Consider the following 16,232-nt stretch of genomic DNA (forward strand, 5'->3'; position numbering starts at 1 on the left):
CCAGATGGTCAGCGGCTTGCAGGCGGGTATCGAACAACTGGCCAGCTCCGCGCATTCGCTGTCCAGCGTCACCGAGCAGACCAACCTCGAGGTCAGCAGCCAGAAGGAGGAAACCGAACAGGTCGCCACGGCGATGAATCAGATGACCGCCACGGTGCACGATGTGGCGCGCAATGCCGAGCAAGCGGCTCAAGCCGCGCAGACGGCAGATGACAAGGTCGACAGCGGCCAGCAGGTGGTGCGCATGAGTTTGCAACGTATCGAATTGTTGGCAACGTCGAGCAGCAGCGCCAGCGCCAGTATCGAGAGCCTCAGCGCGCAAATCCAGAATATCGGCACCGTATTGAACGTGATCAACAGTGTGGCCGAACAGACCAACCTGCTGGCCTTGAACGCCGCCATTGAAGCGGCACGTGCCGGCGAGCAGGGCCGTGGCTTCGCGGTGGTGGCCGATGAGGTACGGGCACTGGCCAAGCGCACCCGGCAATCGACCGAAGAGATCGAACGGCTGGTCAGTACTTTGCGCAGCGCGGCGCAGTCGTCGGTGCAGCAGATCCAGCACAGTGGTGATCTGGTGAAGCTGGCGGTCAGTGATGCCCTGGAAACCGAAAGTGCCCTGGGCAGCATTGCGGCGGCCGTGTCATTGATCCAGCAGATGAACCAACAGATTGCCGCCGCCGCCGAGGAGCAAAGCTCGGTGGCCGAAGAGATCAACCGCAGTGTCACCAGTATCCGTGCGAGTGCCGATCATTCGGCGTTGAGCATGCAAGGCAATGCCGCATCGAGCATCCAGTTGGCGCAGTTGGGCGTGGAACTCAAGGGCATGGTGGGGCATTTTCGCCTTTGATCGCAGCCCCTTGATCGCAGCCTAGGTGCTGCGATCAAAAGGGCAGGGCGATCAAGCGTGGTTGGCGAGGAATGTGAGCAGCGCCTCATTGACGAAGTCCGGGTTCTCCCGGCTGGAGATATGCCCGGCGTCAGGAATCAGGATCAGGCTGCAACCAATCAGCTCGGCCATTTCCTCGGACTCGGCGGGTGGCCGGGGTTTGTCCTGCTCGCCGCACATCACCAGGGTGGTGTCAGAATCCAGGTCTGGCAGTTGCGTCAGGATGTCTTCGCGGCTGAAGATCAAGCGGCCCAGAGGCACGATGCTTTCTAGCAGTTGCTTCTTGGAATAGCTTTGCAGGGACTTGCGGAAATCCTGGTACAGCGCCGACTCGTGATCTATGCCCGGGCGGAAGAAGATTGGTGCGATCACATCCAGCAACGGTTCAGGAATGGCGCCAGCGTCTTCAATCATCTTGAACAGCGAGAAATAGTATTGGCGCGTCTCTTCGGGTTCGGCACCAAGGTAGGTGTCCATCAGCACCACGCTGTTGATGCGCTCGGGGGCCGCCAATGCCAGACGTGCGCCCCACATGCCGCCGACCGACAGGCCCACCAGGTTGACCTGCTTGATGTCCAGTTGATCCAGCAGCGCCAGGGCCTGGCGGGCCAGGTCATCCAGCGAATGGGTGGGCGCGGGCAGCGGGCCCGACTCGCCATGGCCCCACAGCTCGGGGACGATCACCCGGTATTGCTGGGACAGCGCTTCAATCTGCGGCGTCCACATGTCGCTGGTCCACAGGTAACTCGAACCCAGCAGGACGACCGGGCCAGTACCCTGGTCGATATAGTGCAGCGGTTGTCCATCAATCACGGCAACAGGCATAGCAGGCCTCTAACTTCACGGAGTGAGGGGCACTTTTTTACGCTAGTCGGGGGCGGGGGAATAGATGCAAAGTGATGGCGCGAGCTAACTGTGGCGAGGGAGCTTGCTCCCGCTGGGCTGCGTAGCAGACCCAATATCATCGGAGCACGGGAATACGTTCTCTCGCCACAGGCACAGCTATCAGTCGTAGATAGCTTTCTTTTTCCACTCGGCATCAGCATCGACGACCTTCAGGCCTTCGGTCAATTCGTTGACTTCTTCGTCGGCGGGCTTGCTGTTGGTCAGCACCGTGGAGTTGGCGCGGGCCAGTTGTGACTCCAGCAGTTGCAACTGCGCGCTGTAGAGCACCGGCTCCGGTTGTTTGCGCAAGTACTGCACACCGCGCTCGAACGCCAGGCGCGCCTGGCCGGGTTGGTTCTGCTGCAGGGCATGCTGACCGAGGTTGTTGAAGAACTCGATGTGCAACAGAACCAGGATATGTCGGATCTCCTTGATCCAATGCTTGGCCTCATTGGTGGGCAGGAAGCCGTCCTGGGCTGCGCGGGTGACTTGGCCGTGCAGGGCTTCGAGCAGGAAACGCACGTCCTTGGCCTTGGCTTCAGTCTGGATCGGTGCGGGTGGATTGGCCACAGGGATCGATTCGCCCTGGGCGATCAGTGCATTGAGCTCAGTGATACGTGCCTTGAGAGGCGAGCCCGACTTGTGGAGGTTCAACAGGCGCTGGTTGACGTTCAGTTCCAGGCGAGTCAGCAACAACTTGAGCGCTGGGGTCATCAGTTGGCCGGGAAAGGTCTCGGTGATTTCACCGCAGCGACGCAGCCGATCGTTCAGCTCGATTTCGGTGCGTTTCTTTTCCAGCTTGTTGTTTTCCACCACGTGGTTCATGTAGCCAATGGCGATCAGTATTACGATCCCGGCTACTACCAGCAGGGTGATCATGAGTGGCGTCACCGGTGTGACCTCTTTATTAGGGTTTGCTGTGGAGTGTAGTGACTGGGTCATCCGGCGGATAGGAGTGATCGACCAGTTGCCCAGGTAGTTTCTTCTATATAGGTAGGCGTGCCCTGCATGGATGCACATTGCCATCATTTGCCCGGGTGAACTATAACGCCTTGGCGGGCGCCAGAATATAGGCGCCAAGGCTAGGACGGTGACAATGCCTGCGAAGGCCGGCAAACCATGGCGAAGTCATTGATTTAAATAAATTTATCCTTGGGGGTTGACGACCTTTCAATCCATCCATAGAATGCGCGCCACTTACAGCGTAAAGCACACAGCGAAACGCGGTAGGGAGTGAATGTTGTACGTGTGTCCCCTTCGTCTAGTGGCCTAGGACACCGCCCTTTCACGGCGGTAACAGGGGTTCGAGTCCCCTAGGGGACGCCATATGCGGGAATAGCTCAGTTGGTAGAGCACGACCTTGCCAAGGTCGGGGTCGCGAGTTCGAGTCTCGTTTCCCGCTCCAATTTACAAGCAGTGTGGCCTTCGGGCGGCATTGAGTGAAACCAGGGCATAATCTTAGGATTTAATCTCTGGACACTGAAATACACACCATGTGTTTCAGTTGTGTGTCCCCTTCGTCTAGTGGCCTAGGACACCGCCCTTTCACGGCGGTAACAGGGGTTCGAGTCCCCTAGGGGACGCCATTTGCGGGAATAGCTCAGTTGGTAGAGCACGACCTTGCCAAGGTCGGGGTCGCGAGTTCGAGTCTCGTTTCCCGCTCCATATTTAACAAAAACGCCGATCAGTGATGATCGGCGTTTTTGTGTGTGCTGGATTTACCTCGGCTGCTTACCGGCCAATTCAAATTGTCGAATGAGCCTCCTGCCTTGGCACAAAAAACCGGGCAAACAGTTCGGACTGTGATTTGATATTCAGCTTGCTGTAGATGTTGCGGCGGTGGACTTTGATGGTTTCCGCAGACAGCGACAGCTTGCCGGCGATCTCCTTGTTGGAAAAGCCGCTGAGCAGTAACTTGAGCACATCCTTCTCGCGGGCCGTTACTTGTGCTTCCAACTGGGTAAGCGCTTGCGCCCAGGGGGCCGGCTCGGCGATGTTCTTTTCCTGGTCAATTTCAAAGCACATGCGTTGATGCATCATCGCCGTCACCCACGGCTTGATCATGTCCAGCATCGTTACCTGCGCCTGTGTGAACCGCATATTACTGCCAAACGACATGCACAGCGTTCTGTCGGCATCGAGCCGTACGTTGTATTGCGCCTCGTCTACCGAGATAAATTGCGCGAAATACTGGTGGTAGTACTCGGTTTCAAGAAAGTGTTCCGGCGCAATATCGAGCAGATGAAAGAAGCCGCTCTGCGGGTTTTCTCGATCAGCGATATAAAACGGGTCCAGCAGATAAAGACCTTTCACATACCGATGAATAAAGGCGTCGACTTCTTCGCTGTCCGCCACCTCGGGCAGGCTGATCACGCGCACGGCGTCATCGCTGAAAACCAATACCACCCAATTGTCTATTGGCACATATTCATTTAATACGCGAATCAATGAGCTCCAGAATTCTGGCCGATTGAGCTGCATGATCAGCTTTCCAACTGATCGATGCCAAGCCAGACTATGAAGGTCAAGCGACATGTTCTACCCCTTTAGGGTTAGGGATTGGCAGGCCAGAGCTAAGTATTTGTAGGTATTTACTATTCGACCACGCCCGGTATATTCACCCCGAGCTTACGATAGCCATGATGGCGCGTCGTGTGGACAGGGATAGTCATATGAGTAGATCACACTTGCGAGCTATTTTTTTAGCCTCGCTGCTTGGCGCCGCTATCAGTACGCCAGCCGCCGCCGCTCAAGCCTCGGTGTATCTGTATAACTGGTTCTGGTTTCTTGAACCGCAGACCCCGAAGGAATTCCAGCAGGAAACCGGCATCAAGTTGCACATGGATGCCTTCGACAGTGCTGAAATCATGCAGAGCAAGGTCATGGCCGGGCGCACCGGATATGACTTGGTGGTGGCCACCTCCAATGTACTGCCCGGCCTGATCAAGGCTGGGGTGTTGCAGCCGCTGGATCGCTCGCAATTGAGCAACTTGTCGCATATCGATCCCGATATTCTCGCCCTGCTGGCGGTCAATGATCCCGGTAATCGCTACGCCGTGCCCTATGTATGGGGCACCACTGGCATTGGCTACGATGTGGACAAGGTCAAGGCGGCACTGGGTGAGAATGCCCCGGTGGACAGCTGGGACCTGATCTTCAAGGAAGAGAACATCAGCAAGCTCAAGGCGTGCGGTGTGGCAATGCTCGACTCGCCCAGTGAGATCCTTTCGATTGCCTTGCACTACCTCGGGTTACCCAGCAACAGCACAAACCCTGAGGATTACCTGAAGGCCCAGGCCCTGTTGTTGAAAATCCGTCCTTACGTGCTCTATTTCGACTCGTCAAGAATTGATACCGACCTGGCAGACGGCAATATCTGTGCAGTCGTAGGGTGGGCCAATGGTGCCCTGGCGGCGCAGGCGATCAATGAAAAGTCCAACAGCGGGCGCAAGATTGCCTACAGCCTGCCTCGGGAAGGTGCATTGGTCTGGTCTGAAAACTGGGTGCTGCTCAAAGATGCCCGTCACCCCAAGGCCGCCCTGGAATTCATTAATTACATGCTGCGGCCACAGGTGATTGCCAAGACGTCGAACTACATGCTCTACCCCAATGCTAATAAAGATGCCACTGAGTTTGTCGAGCAGAAGTTGCGGGATAACCCGTGGATTCACCCCGATAAAAAGACCATGGCCACATTGGTTCCACTCGAACCCTTGCCACTGAAGGCAGAGCGTATCCGCACCCGTGTCTGGACCAAGGTCAAGAGTGGTACGTGATGGGAGAACTATTGACCGGCTGACCAAGGGGCCGGGGGCCAGGGAGGGAGACAGCATGCGCCAAGGCGGTGATCAGTGCTATTTGGAGTCAGACGACTACAAAGCGTACAAAGAGATTGAAGAGCAGATCGGCCTCTGTACGCCAGAGCAAGCCTGGGCGATGTATTACGTCTCGACGGGCATGGTGCGTGAAAACATTACCCTGGCAGTGATGGAGCATATCGGCCGGGGCAACCGCGCATTGTTGCTTGAGTTCCCCGACCTGGTACGGGGCGAGGGGCGAGATGAGCCCGGAGCGCTCGCGTCCAACTGGCCCCTGTTGCGAAGGCATCGTGGCTAGCCTCAGGTGTAGGTTTTCTATGAAAAGTGCAACTTGGTCGTAGGGCATTATTGTAAAACGTGTAGGGATAGTCTGTACTTTTTGTGGGGTAGGTGCCTTTCACTGTCGTGACCTCTACTCTGGTCGCCCATTCTCCTAGCTCACTTCAGAGAACTGCCCAGATGCTTCAACTCGATTTTTATTCAACGTTGGTTGCCGCCTCGTTGGTGTTATTGCTGGGGCGCTGGCTGGTGGCTCGCATTGGCTTTTTGCGTACTTACAATATTCCGGAACCGGTCGCCGGTGGTCTGTTGGTGGCCTTGCTGCTCCTGGCATTGCGCTTGTTTGCCAATATCGAAGTGCGCTTCGACCCCTCTTTGCAGATGCCGCTCATGTTGGCGTTTTTCGCCACTATCGGCCTGAACGCAGACTTTGCCAGCCTGAAGAAAGGCGGGCGCATATTGGCCGTGTTCTTGCTGGTGGTGACTGCGCTGCTGGTGGTGCAAAACGCCATGGGTATCGCACTGGCCACGGCGCTGGGGCTCGACCCGTTGATGGGCTTGCTGGCCGGCTCGGTGACGTTGTCCGGTGGGCACGGCACGGGTGCGGCCTGGGGAGCGGTGTTCAGTGAACAATATGGCGTGGCGTCTGCGTCAGAATTGGCGATCGCCTCGGCGACGTTTGGCCTGGTGCTCGGTGGCTTGATTGGCGGCCCCGTCGCGCGTCTGCTGATCAAGCGGGTCGGGGTGCCAGGTGTCGGGCAAACGCAGCCGCGCCTGCCCAAGGGGTTCGAGCAACCCAACCAGGAGCGCCTGATCACGGCGTTTTCGTTTATCGAAACCCTCGCGCTGGTGGCGATCAGCCTGAAGGCCGGCACCTTGTTGAATGGTGCCATTCAAGGCACCGCCTTCGAATTGCCGACCTTCGTCTGCGTATTGTTCGTGGGAGTGGTACTGCGCAACGGCCTGTCGATGCTCGGCTGGCATCAGGTGTTCGAGCGCGAAGTGTCGGTGCTGGGCAATGTCAGTTTGTCGTTGTTCCTGGCGATTGCGTTGATGTCACTCAAGCTCTGGGACCTGGCAGCACTGGCCTTGCCAATTGTCATCCTGTTGGCCGCGCAGGCGCTGTTGATGGCGTTGTTCGCGATATTCGTGACGTTCAGGGTGATGGGCCGTAACTACGATGCGGTGGTGCTGGCGGCTGGTCACTGCGGCTTCGGGCTGGGCGCCACGCCCACGGCAATTGCCAATATGCAGGCAGTAACCCAGCGCTTCGGGCCGTCGCAGATAGCGTTCCTGGTGGTACCGATGGTCGGGGCGTTCTTCATCGATATCGCCAATGCGGTGGTGATCAAGTTGTACTTGGCGCTGCCGTTCCTGGGGGCCGCGGGGTAAGTCGCTTCACCGCGTGCCCATGGCTTTCATCGCCTGGGCCAAGCGCTGTGTGGCTTGCTGGATTTCATCCCGGTCCAGGGAGGCAAAGCCCAGGCGCAGCGCATTTTCCGGCTGGTCGTTGGGTGAAAACTGACGACCGCTGCGCACCACCAGCCCATGGTCCAGGGCGGTGTCCACCAAGCGATCCACGTCCATTTCCTCCTCGAATCGCACCCAGAGCGCCAAGCCACCTTCCGGCTCCCGCACCTGTATGCGAGCGCCGAACGCCGTGTCCAGGCAATCACGCAGCACGGTTCGGCGCGCCAGGTATTCTTTCGAGACGCGGCGCAGGTGCTTTTTCAACTCACCGTCATTGATCAAGTCCGCCAGCATGGCCTGTGCTACCGCATCGGCATCGCCCAGCATCAGCGCGGCATTGCGCTGCAGGGCTTCAATCACGTGGGTGGGCGCCACGATGTAACTGCAACGAAACGTTGAGCCCAGCACCTTGGATAACGAGCCGATGTAGATCACATGGCGCTGGGCGCGGTCACTGGCCAGCGGCAGGTAAGGGCGGCCGCTGAAGTGATATTCGTGATCGTAGTCTTCCTCGATCACGCAAAAGTCATGTTGAGCGGCCAGCGCCAGCAAGTGTTGTCGGCGTGCGGCGTGCAAGCTCACGGTGGTGGGGAACTGATGGTGCGGCGTGAGGTAGATCATGCGCACGTTATGCTCGCGGCATAAACGGTCGATCTGGTCGGTGCGGCAACCTTCATCATCGATGTCGACCGTGACCAATTGCGCGCCGAGTTTTCGGAAAATTTCCCACGCCGGCGGGTAACTCAAACGCTCCACCAACACCACATCGCCGGGCTTGAGCAGCAGGCTGGCGCTCAGGTACAGCGACATCTGGGTGCCTTGGGTCAGGCAGATATTCTCGGCATTCACTGTTAGCCCGCGGTTATTGCGCAGCATCTCGGCCAGGGCGCAGCGCAAATGATAGCCGGTGCCCTCACTGCCGTAGCGCACCGTGTTGGAGGCAAAGCTGTTGCGCAGTGCATGGCGATAGTAGCGGTGCAAAACGGCCTGGGGCAGCAAGCGGTGGTCGCTGGTGCCGTTGTCGAAAAACAGCGCGCCGTGCCGACGCTGCAGGGCGACTACCTGGGCGTTGTGGGTGAAATACGGCACCACTGGCTGCTCCAGCAACTGCGGTGCGAAAGACTGTTGCGCACTACTGGGCGTGGGCTTGGGCGCCAGTTGTGCATTGACGAAGGTGCCCCGGCGCGGCTCGCTGATCAGCCAGCCTTTGGTCATGGCTTCTTCGTAGGCCAGGATCACGGTCTTGCGGTTGACGTCGAGCAGCTGCGCCATTTCCCGCGTACCCGGCAGCAACGTCCCAGGCGCCAGGCGGCCTTCCAGGATCGCGTTGACCAGCCCCTCGGCAATCTGGCGGTAGGACGCCTGGCGGGAGTCTTCATCGAGCTTGAGCAAGGGGCGCCATTTGCGCATCTGGACCATCTGAATTATCCAAATCTGGAGGTTCTAATGGGCCTAGTCTAGCGCAACAATCGGGTCTCACTCACCCCGAGGTCCTTATGAACACACGCCATGTCATCGAACTTGCCCCCTCGGGGAAAACCGTTGAAGCCGGGGATGAACTGTTGCTTGATGCAATGCTCGCCAGCGGCTTGAACGTGCCGTTTTCGTGCCGGCGTGGCGCGTGCGGGTCGTGCAAGGTGGTAGTGGCCGACGGTGCGTACCGTGCCAAGCAACTGGCCCCGGGTACTCCGGCGCCGTCCTACCCGCTGGCAGCCAATGAAATGCTGCTGTGCCAGAGCCATGCCTGCTCCGACATGCGCCTGGAAATTCCCGGCTGGTCGCTGGACACACCCGCGCTCGTCGTCGAGGCAACGGTGCTGGGCAAGCGCGCGCTCAGTCCCGATGTCATCGAGTTGATCGTGATGCCTGATATGCCGCTGGCGGTGCGAGCGGGCCAGTACCTCAAGTTCCGCCTGGTCGACGGTGACTCGCGTTGTTTCTCGATTGCCAACCTGCCGGCTGAAAGCGATGGGCGCCTGGTGTTTCAGATCCGTAGGGTGAGCGGCGGGCTGTTTTCCGAGATTTTCCTGGATGGTCTTGAGGCTGGCGACCTGTTGCAACTGGAAGGGCCTTTTGGCGCCTGCACCTGGCAGGACGATGACGGTGCGCCTGTTGTGCTGTTTGCCACGGGCACTGGTTACGCGGGCATCAAGCCGATTCTGCTGACCGCCTTGAAACGCGAGGTCGAGGTGACGTTGTACTGGGGCGGCGCGCAGCCGGCAGATTTTTACGACAGCCTGTTCCTGGACAAGACGGTCTTGGACCACCCCCGTTTTCACTGGCACCCGGTACTGGCCTCAGAGGGCCGGGTGCAGGAAGTTGCGCTGAACCATGGGCATCACTGGGAGGCAGCCCAGGTGTATGCCTGCGGTAACGGCGCGATGATCAGCCAGGCGCGTGCGGATTGTCTTGAAGCGGGCTTGCCCAGCCATCGGTTTGTCGCGGAAGCCTTTGTGCCCAGTGGCCGTTCGAGTACGGGAGCGCCCTCCAAACCGTTGGACCCGATCTGGGAAAAAGTCGGCCCGCGTTACTCGTTGGACGGCATGTTGGCCGCGCGTGAGCAGTCCATCCGCGCCTTGGCGGCGATTGCCAGCCAATTGAAGGTCGGTATGACCACTGGCGAAGCCCTCGATATGGCTGCCGAACAACTGCACGCCATGGGCGCGTCCCACACCTGGCATCCAACCTACATCCGCTTTGGCGCCGATACGGTGCGCCCACCCCGTGAAGGTATTGACCGCCAGCGCAGGCTGCGCGCCACGGACATCGCCGTGGTTGACCTGGGCCCGGTGTGGGATGGCTACGAAGGTGACTACGGCGATACCTTTGTGTTCGGCGACTCGCCGTTGCACCTGGCCTGTACAAAAGCCCTGCATGAAGTATTCGACGAAACCCGTGAAGCCTGGCTGCGCGGGCTGACCGGGCGTGAACTTTATGACTTTGCCGAGCAGAGCGCCGAGTCCAAGGGCTGGAGGCTGGCGCGCAACCTCGCAGGGCACCGCCTGGCGGATTTCCCCCATGCGCTGTTCGAAAGCAAGGTGTTGGCGGAGCTGGAAATCCCTCCGAGTGAGATGGCCTGGGTGCTGGAAATCCAGCTGTGCCATCCCACAGAGCCGGTCGGCGGTTTTTTTGAAGATATGCTCATGCTGCAAGCCTGAAGAGTCCGCCATTGCGGCGGGCTCCCACTGCGCTCAGAGCTTGGGCAACTGCCCGACACGGCCCATCATTTCGGTGACAATCTGCAGGTCCTGCAGAAACTGGTCGACCGCCTTGAACTCGTGGCTGGTATGGCCGCTGTACGTGAGCTCGGGCCTGGACAAACCGAACTGCACGCCATTGGGCAGGTTATGGATCGAGGTGGTGCCTGCGTCGGAGCCAACGGGTTGCTGCGTACCCAGGTTTTCGTTGGCTACGACCAGCAAGGTCCTGACCCATTCACTTTCGGCGGCGCGGTACATCGGTTCGCTGATCGCGTAGTCGAAGGTCGCAGTGATGCCGCTCTGCCGGGCCCATGCGCTTAGCCTGGCGGCGATGTCGGCACTCAGTGCAGCCGCAGGCTTGCCTTTGGGGACCCGCAGGTTGACCGTCAGATGAAGGGTTTTTTCATCGGTCTCGATAGCGGTCGGGGAGGTGGTCAGCGGCCCCATGAATGCATCGGAAAAACCAATCCCCAGCTTGCCACCCAGGTAATCCAGGCCCCAGTTGTCGGCGGCATACCGCGCGGCGTCAGTGATATGGTTGCGCTTGAGCGGGATTTGCCCGTCCAGGCTATGGATAAAGCCCAGCAGCCTGGCGACCGGGTTCACGCCTGCCTCGGGTTCAAACGCGTGGGTGGGCACGCCGGTGACGGTCAGCCTGATCTGCTGACCCACGACCTGGGTGGCTACTCTGAAATTGTTGCCATTGCGCTTGGCGTAGTCGTCGCCGGCCCGTTGCAGGCGCGCAGCCAATTGCGCAGCCTGTTCGTCGGCGAGGATGGCAACCGCCATCAACGGTATTTCGTTGACGGCGAAGCTGCCGGCTATTGAGGTGATTTCGGCACCGCTGCCCTGGGCGTTGCGCCGGGCAAAACTGGCGGTGACGGTGCCATAGCCTTTCTCGGCAATCACTACCGGGTAGACACCGTCCAGTGCCAGGTTGTACTTGGGCGTAGGGTTGCGTTCGAAATAATAGGCCAGGGAGTTGTCGGCGTTTGCCTCGGTGGTGTTGACCAGCAGTTTGAAACTTCTGACCAGGGGCAGTCGCTCTTCTTTGATCACCTTCATGGCATAGAGCGCCACCACAATGGCGTTCTTGTCATTCTCCGTGCCGCGACCGTACAGGCGGTTACCTATCTGGGTCACCTTGAACGGGTCGTATAGCCAGTTCTGCAGGATGGCAGGCACCACGTCGGCATGGGCGTGAATGCCCACGACTTCTTTACCGGTGCCCAGGGATACTTCATACACACGGTTGTCGATGTTGCGAAACTCCAGGTTGAAAGCCTGGGCAAGGTCTTCGAGCGCGTTGGCGAAGCGCACGAGTTCGGGGTTTTTGTGGGCGGGTACGCCTTCCACGTGGAAGGTCGGGATGGCTACCAGATCGCCCAGGGTTTCGATGGCTGCGCTGCCATACTTGAGCCGCGCATACAGGCCCAGCAGACGATGCACCTGGTTTTGCTGTTCCATGGAAAGGGGCTTGCCGACAAGAAAGGTGCTGATGGTCAGGCCCAGATCGTCACCCTCGGCCTGGTTGTTCTGCTTGAGGAGCGTCAGGAATTGTCGGAAGTCCGTGACAGAGGTCTTGCTGAATGCAGCGAGAATGGCCGTGCTCTGTGCCGGGGAAAGGTTGGCGTGCGCTGCCGGTGCGAGTGTCGAAAGGCTGGTGACGATCAACGTGATCGTGAGCATTCGTTTAAGCAATGCGTTCATGGGTGGCACTCCTGCCCTGAACAGGCAGTTGGTGATCGACCCCTTGAAACTAGCACTACGCCGCCCCGGCAAAAGGGCCCGATGGGAGTTTTTAGCGCAGAAACGCGTGCATGATGTTGAAAGAGAAATTTCCTACGCGAGACTTCCACAAACAACAACGCCGCTCAGTCATGAGCGGCGTTGTTGTGTGGACATAAAGTGAGTGGCCAAAGAGGGCGTCAGAGCTTCGGCAATTGCCCGACACGGCTCATCATTTCAGTGACAATCTGCAGGTCCAGCAAAAACTGCTCAACCGTCTTGAACTCACCGTCGGTGTGCCCGGTGTACTTTTCTTCAGGTCGTGCCAGGCCAAACTGCACACCATTGGGCAGGTCATGCACGGAGGTCGCGCCGGCCGAGGTGCCGAACGTGTGTGGCATGCCCAGGTTTTCCGTGGCCACCGCCAGCAAGGCTTTGACCCATTCACCTTCAGGGTTGCGGTACATCGGCGTATCCAGCGAGTAGGTGAAGTCCACCTTGACCTGGGTGCGCTTGTCCCAGGCGTTCAACTTCTCGGCGATTTCGGCTTTGAGCTTCTCCGGGGATTTGCCCTTCGGCGCACGCAGGTTGACCGCCAGCTTGAAAGCTTTGTCATCCAGGCCGACAAAGGTCGGCGAGGTGGTGAGTGGCCCCATGAAATCATCGGCGAAGCCCACGGCCAATTTGCCGCCCAGGTAATCCAGGCCCCAATTGTCCGCCGCATAACGGGCGGCGTCGGTGATGTGGTTGTGCTTGAGAGCGATGTTGCCATCGACGCTGTGGATCAACTCCAGCATGCGTGCCACCGGGTTGACCCCGGTTTCTGGCTCGGAAGAGTGGGCGGATACGCCGGTGACAGTGAGCTTGACGTCTTTGCCATCGACCTTGGCGGTCACCTGGAAATTGCCGCCATTGCGCTTGGCATAGTCAGCTCCGGCCTGTTGCAGGCTGGCCGCTAATTCAGCGGGTTTATCGCTGACCAGCGTGGCAACCGACACTGACGGAATCTGGTTGGTGGCTTTGCCGCCGGTCATCGCGATGATTTCCGCGCCGTTGCCTTCGCCCTTGCGCACCGGGAAGGTGGCCATGACCGTGCCTGAGCCTTTCTCGGCGATCACTACCGGGTAACCGCCATCCAGCGCCAGGTTGTATTGCGGCACGGGATTGCGTTCGAAATAGTAAGGAATAGCGTCACCAGCGGTTTCTTCGGTGGTGTCCACCAGCAGCTTGAACGTGCGCGCCAGTGGCAGCTTTTCTTCCTTGATTACCTTCATGGCGTACATCGCCACAACGATGCCGTTCTTGTCATCCTCGGTGCCACGGCCATACATGCGGTCGCCGATCAGCGTGACCTTGAACGGGTCAAGCTTGGTGCCATCTTGCAGCACCCAATTTTCCGGCGTCACCGGCACCACATCGGCGTGGGCATGCACACCCACGACTTCATCACCGCTGCCTTCCAGGGAGATTTCGTAGATACGGTTATCGACGTTACGGAAGTTCAGGTTGAAGCTCTTGGCCAGGGCCTGGATCTTCTCGGCGATCTTGAGGAATTCCGGGTTTTTGTACTGTGGCAGGCCGTCTACGTTGAACGTCGGAATCTCCACCAGTTCGCGCAGGGTTTCGAGGGCCGCCTTGCCATACTTCACCCGGGTATAAATGCCGAGCAGGCGGTTGATTTCGTTCTGCTGTTCGGCGCTCAGGGTGTTGTTATCGAGAAAGGCACTGATGGCCGGGCCGACGTCACTGCTCTTGCCCAGTTCGCCCTTGGCCAGGGTGCCCAGGAAACCGCGGAAATCGGTGATCGATGTGTCGCCGAAGCTCTTCAGGATCGCCGTGCTTTGTTCGGCGCTGATGTTGGCGAACGCAGGTGTGGTAACGGCCGCAAGGCTGGCAGCGAACAGGGTGGCAGCCACCAGTTTTTTCAGTGGAAAGTGCATGGCGAGAGGCATTCCTTTGCAGGTAGTGAGTAGGGTATTTCTGACAGATAAGGCAGAAACATTCTCACACACTACCATTACTCAGGTGCCCAAGGTCAATGCTGGCCAGGATGGGGCGCGGGGTACTCATCAGTCAGGCTCAAGGCTCTAGCGTAGGGCCCTTCCCACAACTGTTCATGCAGCTCTCCCACACGCCTGGCCATCTCTTCACTGCGCATCACCACCTCCAGGTTGCGCGAATTATCCAGGTAGCCACCCAACCAGTTGCTGGTGCCGACCCACGCCACCTGCCCGTCGATCTCCATGGTCTTGCTGTGGATCACCCGCGCATAGGGGATAAACCCTTGTTTGCCCTCGGGCAGGGTGACGATCTTGATCTCGACGTTGGGCAGCACTGCCAGGCTCTTGAGGTAGGGCAGTTCGAGCTTGTCGGTGTTCCAGTTGGACACCATCAGCTTGATCGATACACCGCGGGCAGCGGCGGCGCGCACGGCGTTGTCGATCACTGCGTAGTACGGCCGGGTTCGATCCGGGCCGTAGGACAGTGGCGCGTAGTCGAGCAATTGCACGCGCACTTCTTTTTTGGCTTCGCCCAGCAGGCGTGGCAGCTCCAGCTGTGAGTCGCCCACGCCTGGCGGGTTGTAGCGTTGCGGGCTGGCCACCAGGTAGTTGCCGGTACGCACGGGCTCCTGGCCGGCCGCCGGCAGCGGTACCGGCTGCTTATCGGCGAGTGCGGCCTGGGCGTGCCAATCTTGATCGAAGATCGCCTGCACCTGGCCCACGACCGCTGCGTCCGTGATACGCAGCCCGGTTTCGTGGATATGTTCCAGGGAGCGCCAGTCGAAATTCTGGCTGCCGATAAACGCCTGCTTGCCATCCACCAGCATGTATTTGGCGTGGATGATGCCGCCGCTCAGTTGCGCGTAGGGCAGCACCCGGAAGGTCAGGTTAGGTATCGCGCGCAGGCGTTCCAACGTGGATGCTTCGGATAACCTGATACCTTTTTCTTCCAGCAGGAAACGAATCTTCACACCGCGCTTGCCGGCAGCCTCAAGGTGGTCGATGACCGTGTCCATCACCGAGCCGGGATGGTCGACGGCGTAGAACTGGCCGATATCAATACTGTCTTTCGCGCCGTCGAACAACTCGATCCAGACGGCGCCGGTCTGGCGCAAATCGGCAGTGCCCAGGGTGGTGTCCACCGGCACGGTATGCACCAGTTCAAACCCCGGAATGGAAAAGTCCGCCTGGGCAAGCGGACTGAGGAGCAAGCCGGCGAGGCCGGCGATACGCAACTTTATCGAAAGGGACATAGGCGTCTCATCGGACAGAAAGAAGGGGCGGGCGCATGGCGCGCCCGCCCATCGGGTCATGCCGTGCGGCTGTGCAACGGGGTCGGCACCAGGTGTGGCACTTCACCTTGTACGCGGGCGCCGGTGGCTGCGCGGATCAGCAGGATCTTCAACTGGTCGTTGATGCGTTCCAGGCTGTCCTGGAAGAAGTTGTGGAACACCACGCAGAACAGCGCGATGGCGATACCTAAACCGGTGGCAAACAAGGCCGTGCCGATACCACCGGAAATCTGCCCCGGGTCGGAAACACCCGCCGTGGCCAATGCCTTGAAGGTGTCGATGATGCCCAGAATGGTACCCAGCAGGCCGAGCAGCGGGGCGGCGGTGGTGATGGTCTCGATGATCCACAGGCTGCGGGCCAACGGGGCGCGAGTCTTCAGGTACTGGGTTTCGATTTCGTCGTCGAGGTCTTTGCGCGAACCGTTGGAGGCTTTCTGCGCCAGTACCGGCAGCACCATGTTCAGCGGCAGGCTGTGTCGACGGCTCAGGCTTTGCGGCAGGTCGCGCTCACTGTGCACATGAGCACCCAGCACCTCGGTCAGCGCGCGGGCCTGGCGGCGCACGTAGGCGAAGTAGATACCGCGTTCGATGGCGATGAAGATCGCGATGGCCATCGCGGCATACATCACATAGAAGGTGACGTCGTGGAGCAGGTTCATATCCATGATGGTGTT

13 protein-coding genes and 4 tRNA genes are annotated in these 16,232 nt (G+C 59.2%); 9 read left to right on the forward strand and 8 right to left on the reverse strand.

What is annotated here, in order from left to right; genetic code table 11:
• Positions 1 to 4: 4 nt before the first annotated feature.
• Entirely contained in the window at positions 5 to 847 is an 843-nt protein-coding gene (locus FRT59_RS27495) for a methyl-accepting chemotaxis protein (RefSeq protein WP_416146739.1), read from the forward strand.
• A gap of 51 nt (positions 848 to 898) precedes the next feature.
• Here the strand turns inward: FRT59_RS27495 and FRT59_RS05880 are convergent, their stop codons facing one another.
• Both FRT59_RS05880 and FRT59_RS05885 read right to left on the reverse strand, forming a co-directional pair.
• Positions 899 to 1,711 carry an alpha/beta fold hydrolase gene (locus tag FRT59_RS05880; protein ID WP_153870627.1) on the reverse strand — a complete coding sequence of 271 codons (813 nt, stop codon included), beginning with the start codon at positions 1,709 to 1,711 and terminating at the stop codon, positions 899 to 901.
• Positions 1,712 to 1,891: 180 nt separating this feature from the next.
• Positions 1,892 to 2,662: a hypothetical protein gene (locus FRT59_RS05885; RefSeq protein ID WP_198809866.1), complete on the reverse strand. Its 771-nt coding sequence runs from the start codon at positions 2,660 to 2,662 to the stop codon at positions 1,892 to 1,894.
• A gap of 359 nt (positions 2,663 to 3,021) precedes the next feature.
• Here FRT59_RS05885 and FRT59_RS05890 point away from each other — a divergent pair.
• The 4 genes from FRT59_RS05890 (at position 3,022) to FRT59_RS05905 (ending at position 3,436) form a co-directional block, all read left to right on the forward strand.
• Positions 3,022 to 3,097: transfer RNA gene (locus tag FRT59_RS05890), tRNA-Glu, on the forward strand.
• A 3-nt stretch (positions 3,098 to 3,100) separates the two neighbouring features.
• A tRNA-Gly gene (locus FRT59_RS05895) sits at positions 3,101 to 3,176 on the forward strand.
• 105 nt (positions 3,177 to 3,281) lie between these two features.
• Positions 3,282 to 3,357: transfer RNA gene (locus tag FRT59_RS05900), tRNA-Glu, on the forward strand.
• Positions 3,358 to 3,360: 3 nt separating this feature from the next.
• Positions 3,361 to 3,436, forward strand: a tRNA-Gly gene (locus FRT59_RS05905).
• Positions 3,437 to 3,514: 78 nt separating this feature from the next.
• Here the strand turns inward: FRT59_RS05905 and FRT59_RS05910 are convergent.
• The gene (locus FRT59_RS05910; RefSeq protein ID WP_034117556.1) at positions 3,515 to 4,306 is read right to left on the reverse strand and encodes a helix-turn-helix transcriptional regulator; all 792 of its coding nucleotides are present in this window, start codon (positions 4,304 to 4,306) and stop codon (positions 3,515 to 3,517) included.
• Positions 4,307 to 4,443: 137 nt separating this feature from the next.
• Between FRT59_RS05910 and FRT59_RS05915 the strand changes: the two genes are divergently transcribed.
• The 3 genes from FRT59_RS05915 to gltS all read left to right on the forward strand — a co-directional run bounded on the left by FRT59_RS05915 (position 4,444) and on the right by gltS (position 7,260).
• Positions 4,444 to 5,547 carry a polyamine ABC transporter substrate-binding protein gene (locus FRT59_RS05915; protein WP_153870628.1) on the forward strand — a complete coding sequence of 368 codons (1,104 nt, stop codon included), beginning with the start codon at positions 4,444 to 4,446 and terminating at the stop codon, positions 5,545 to 5,547.
• A gap of 55 nt (positions 5,548 to 5,602) precedes the next feature.
• Positions 5,603 to 5,887 carry a DEAD/DEAH box helicase family protein gene (locus tag FRT59_RS05920; protein WP_034117912.1) on the forward strand — a complete coding sequence of 95 codons (285 nt, stop codon included), beginning with the start codon at positions 5,603 to 5,605 and terminating at the stop codon, positions 5,885 to 5,887.
• Positions 5,888 to 6,048: 161 nt separating this feature from the next.
• Entirely contained in the window at positions 6,049 to 7,260 is a 1,212-nt protein-coding gene (gene gltS, locus FRT59_RS05925) for a sodium/glutamate symporter (protein WP_153870629.1), read from the forward strand.
• A gap of 6 nt (positions 7,261 to 7,266) precedes the next feature.
• Here gltS and pdxR read toward each other — a convergent pair whose 3' ends face one another.
• On the reverse strand, positions 7,267 to 8,757 hold the full coding sequence (gene pdxR, locus FRT59_RS05930; RefSeq protein WP_153870630.1) for a MocR-like pyridoxine biosynthesis transcription factor PdxR: 1,491 nt from the start codon (positions 8,755 to 8,757) through the stop codon (positions 7,267 to 7,269).
• A gap of 77 nt (positions 8,758 to 8,834) precedes the next feature.
• Here pdxR and FRT59_RS05935 point away from each other — a divergent pair, with 77 nt between their 5' ends.
• Positions 8,835 to 10,496, forward strand: coding sequence for a M24 family metallopeptidase (locus FRT59_RS05935; protein ID WP_153870631.1), 1,662 nt, complete (start codon positions 8,835 to 8,837; stop codon positions 10,494 to 10,496).
• 33 nt (positions 10,497 to 10,529) lie between these two features.
• Here FRT59_RS05935 and FRT59_RS05940 read toward each other — a convergent pair whose 3' ends face one another.
• From FRT59_RS05940 to FRT59_RS05955, 4 genes are all read right to left on the reverse strand, one after another.
• A complete protein-coding gene (locus FRT59_RS05940; protein ID WP_153870632.1) occupies positions 10,530 to 12,248 on the reverse strand; it encodes a dipeptidase in 1,719 nt (572 codons plus the stop codon).
• Between the two features lie 218 nt (positions 12,249 to 12,466).
• Complete coding sequence (locus tag FRT59_RS05945; protein WP_153870633.1) at positions 12,467 to 14,206, reverse strand: dipeptidase; 1,740 nt, start codon at positions 14,204 to 14,206, stop codon at positions 12,467 to 12,469.
• 95 nt (positions 14,207 to 14,301) lie between these two features.
• On the reverse strand, positions 14,302 to 15,519 hold the full coding sequence (locus FRT59_RS05950) for a phospholipase D-like domain-containing protein (RefSeq protein WP_153870634.1): 1,218 nt from the start codon (positions 15,517 to 15,519) through the stop codon (positions 14,302 to 14,304).
• A 56-nt stretch (positions 15,520 to 15,575) separates the two neighbouring features.
• Positions 15,576 to 16,223 (reverse strand): MotA/TolQ/ExbB proton channel family protein, encoded by a 648-nt coding sequence (locus FRT59_RS05955; RefSeq protein ID WP_034117564.1) that lies wholly within the window; start codon positions 16,221 to 16,223, stop codon positions 15,576 to 15,578.
• Positions 16,224 to 16,232 lie beyond the last annotated feature (9 nt).

Source organism: Pseudomonas haemolytica (assembly GCF_009659625.1).
GTDB classification, from domain to species: domain Bacteria; phylum Pseudomonadota; class Gammaproteobacteria; order Pseudomonadales; family Pseudomonadaceae; genus Aquipseudomonas; species Aquipseudomonas haemolytica.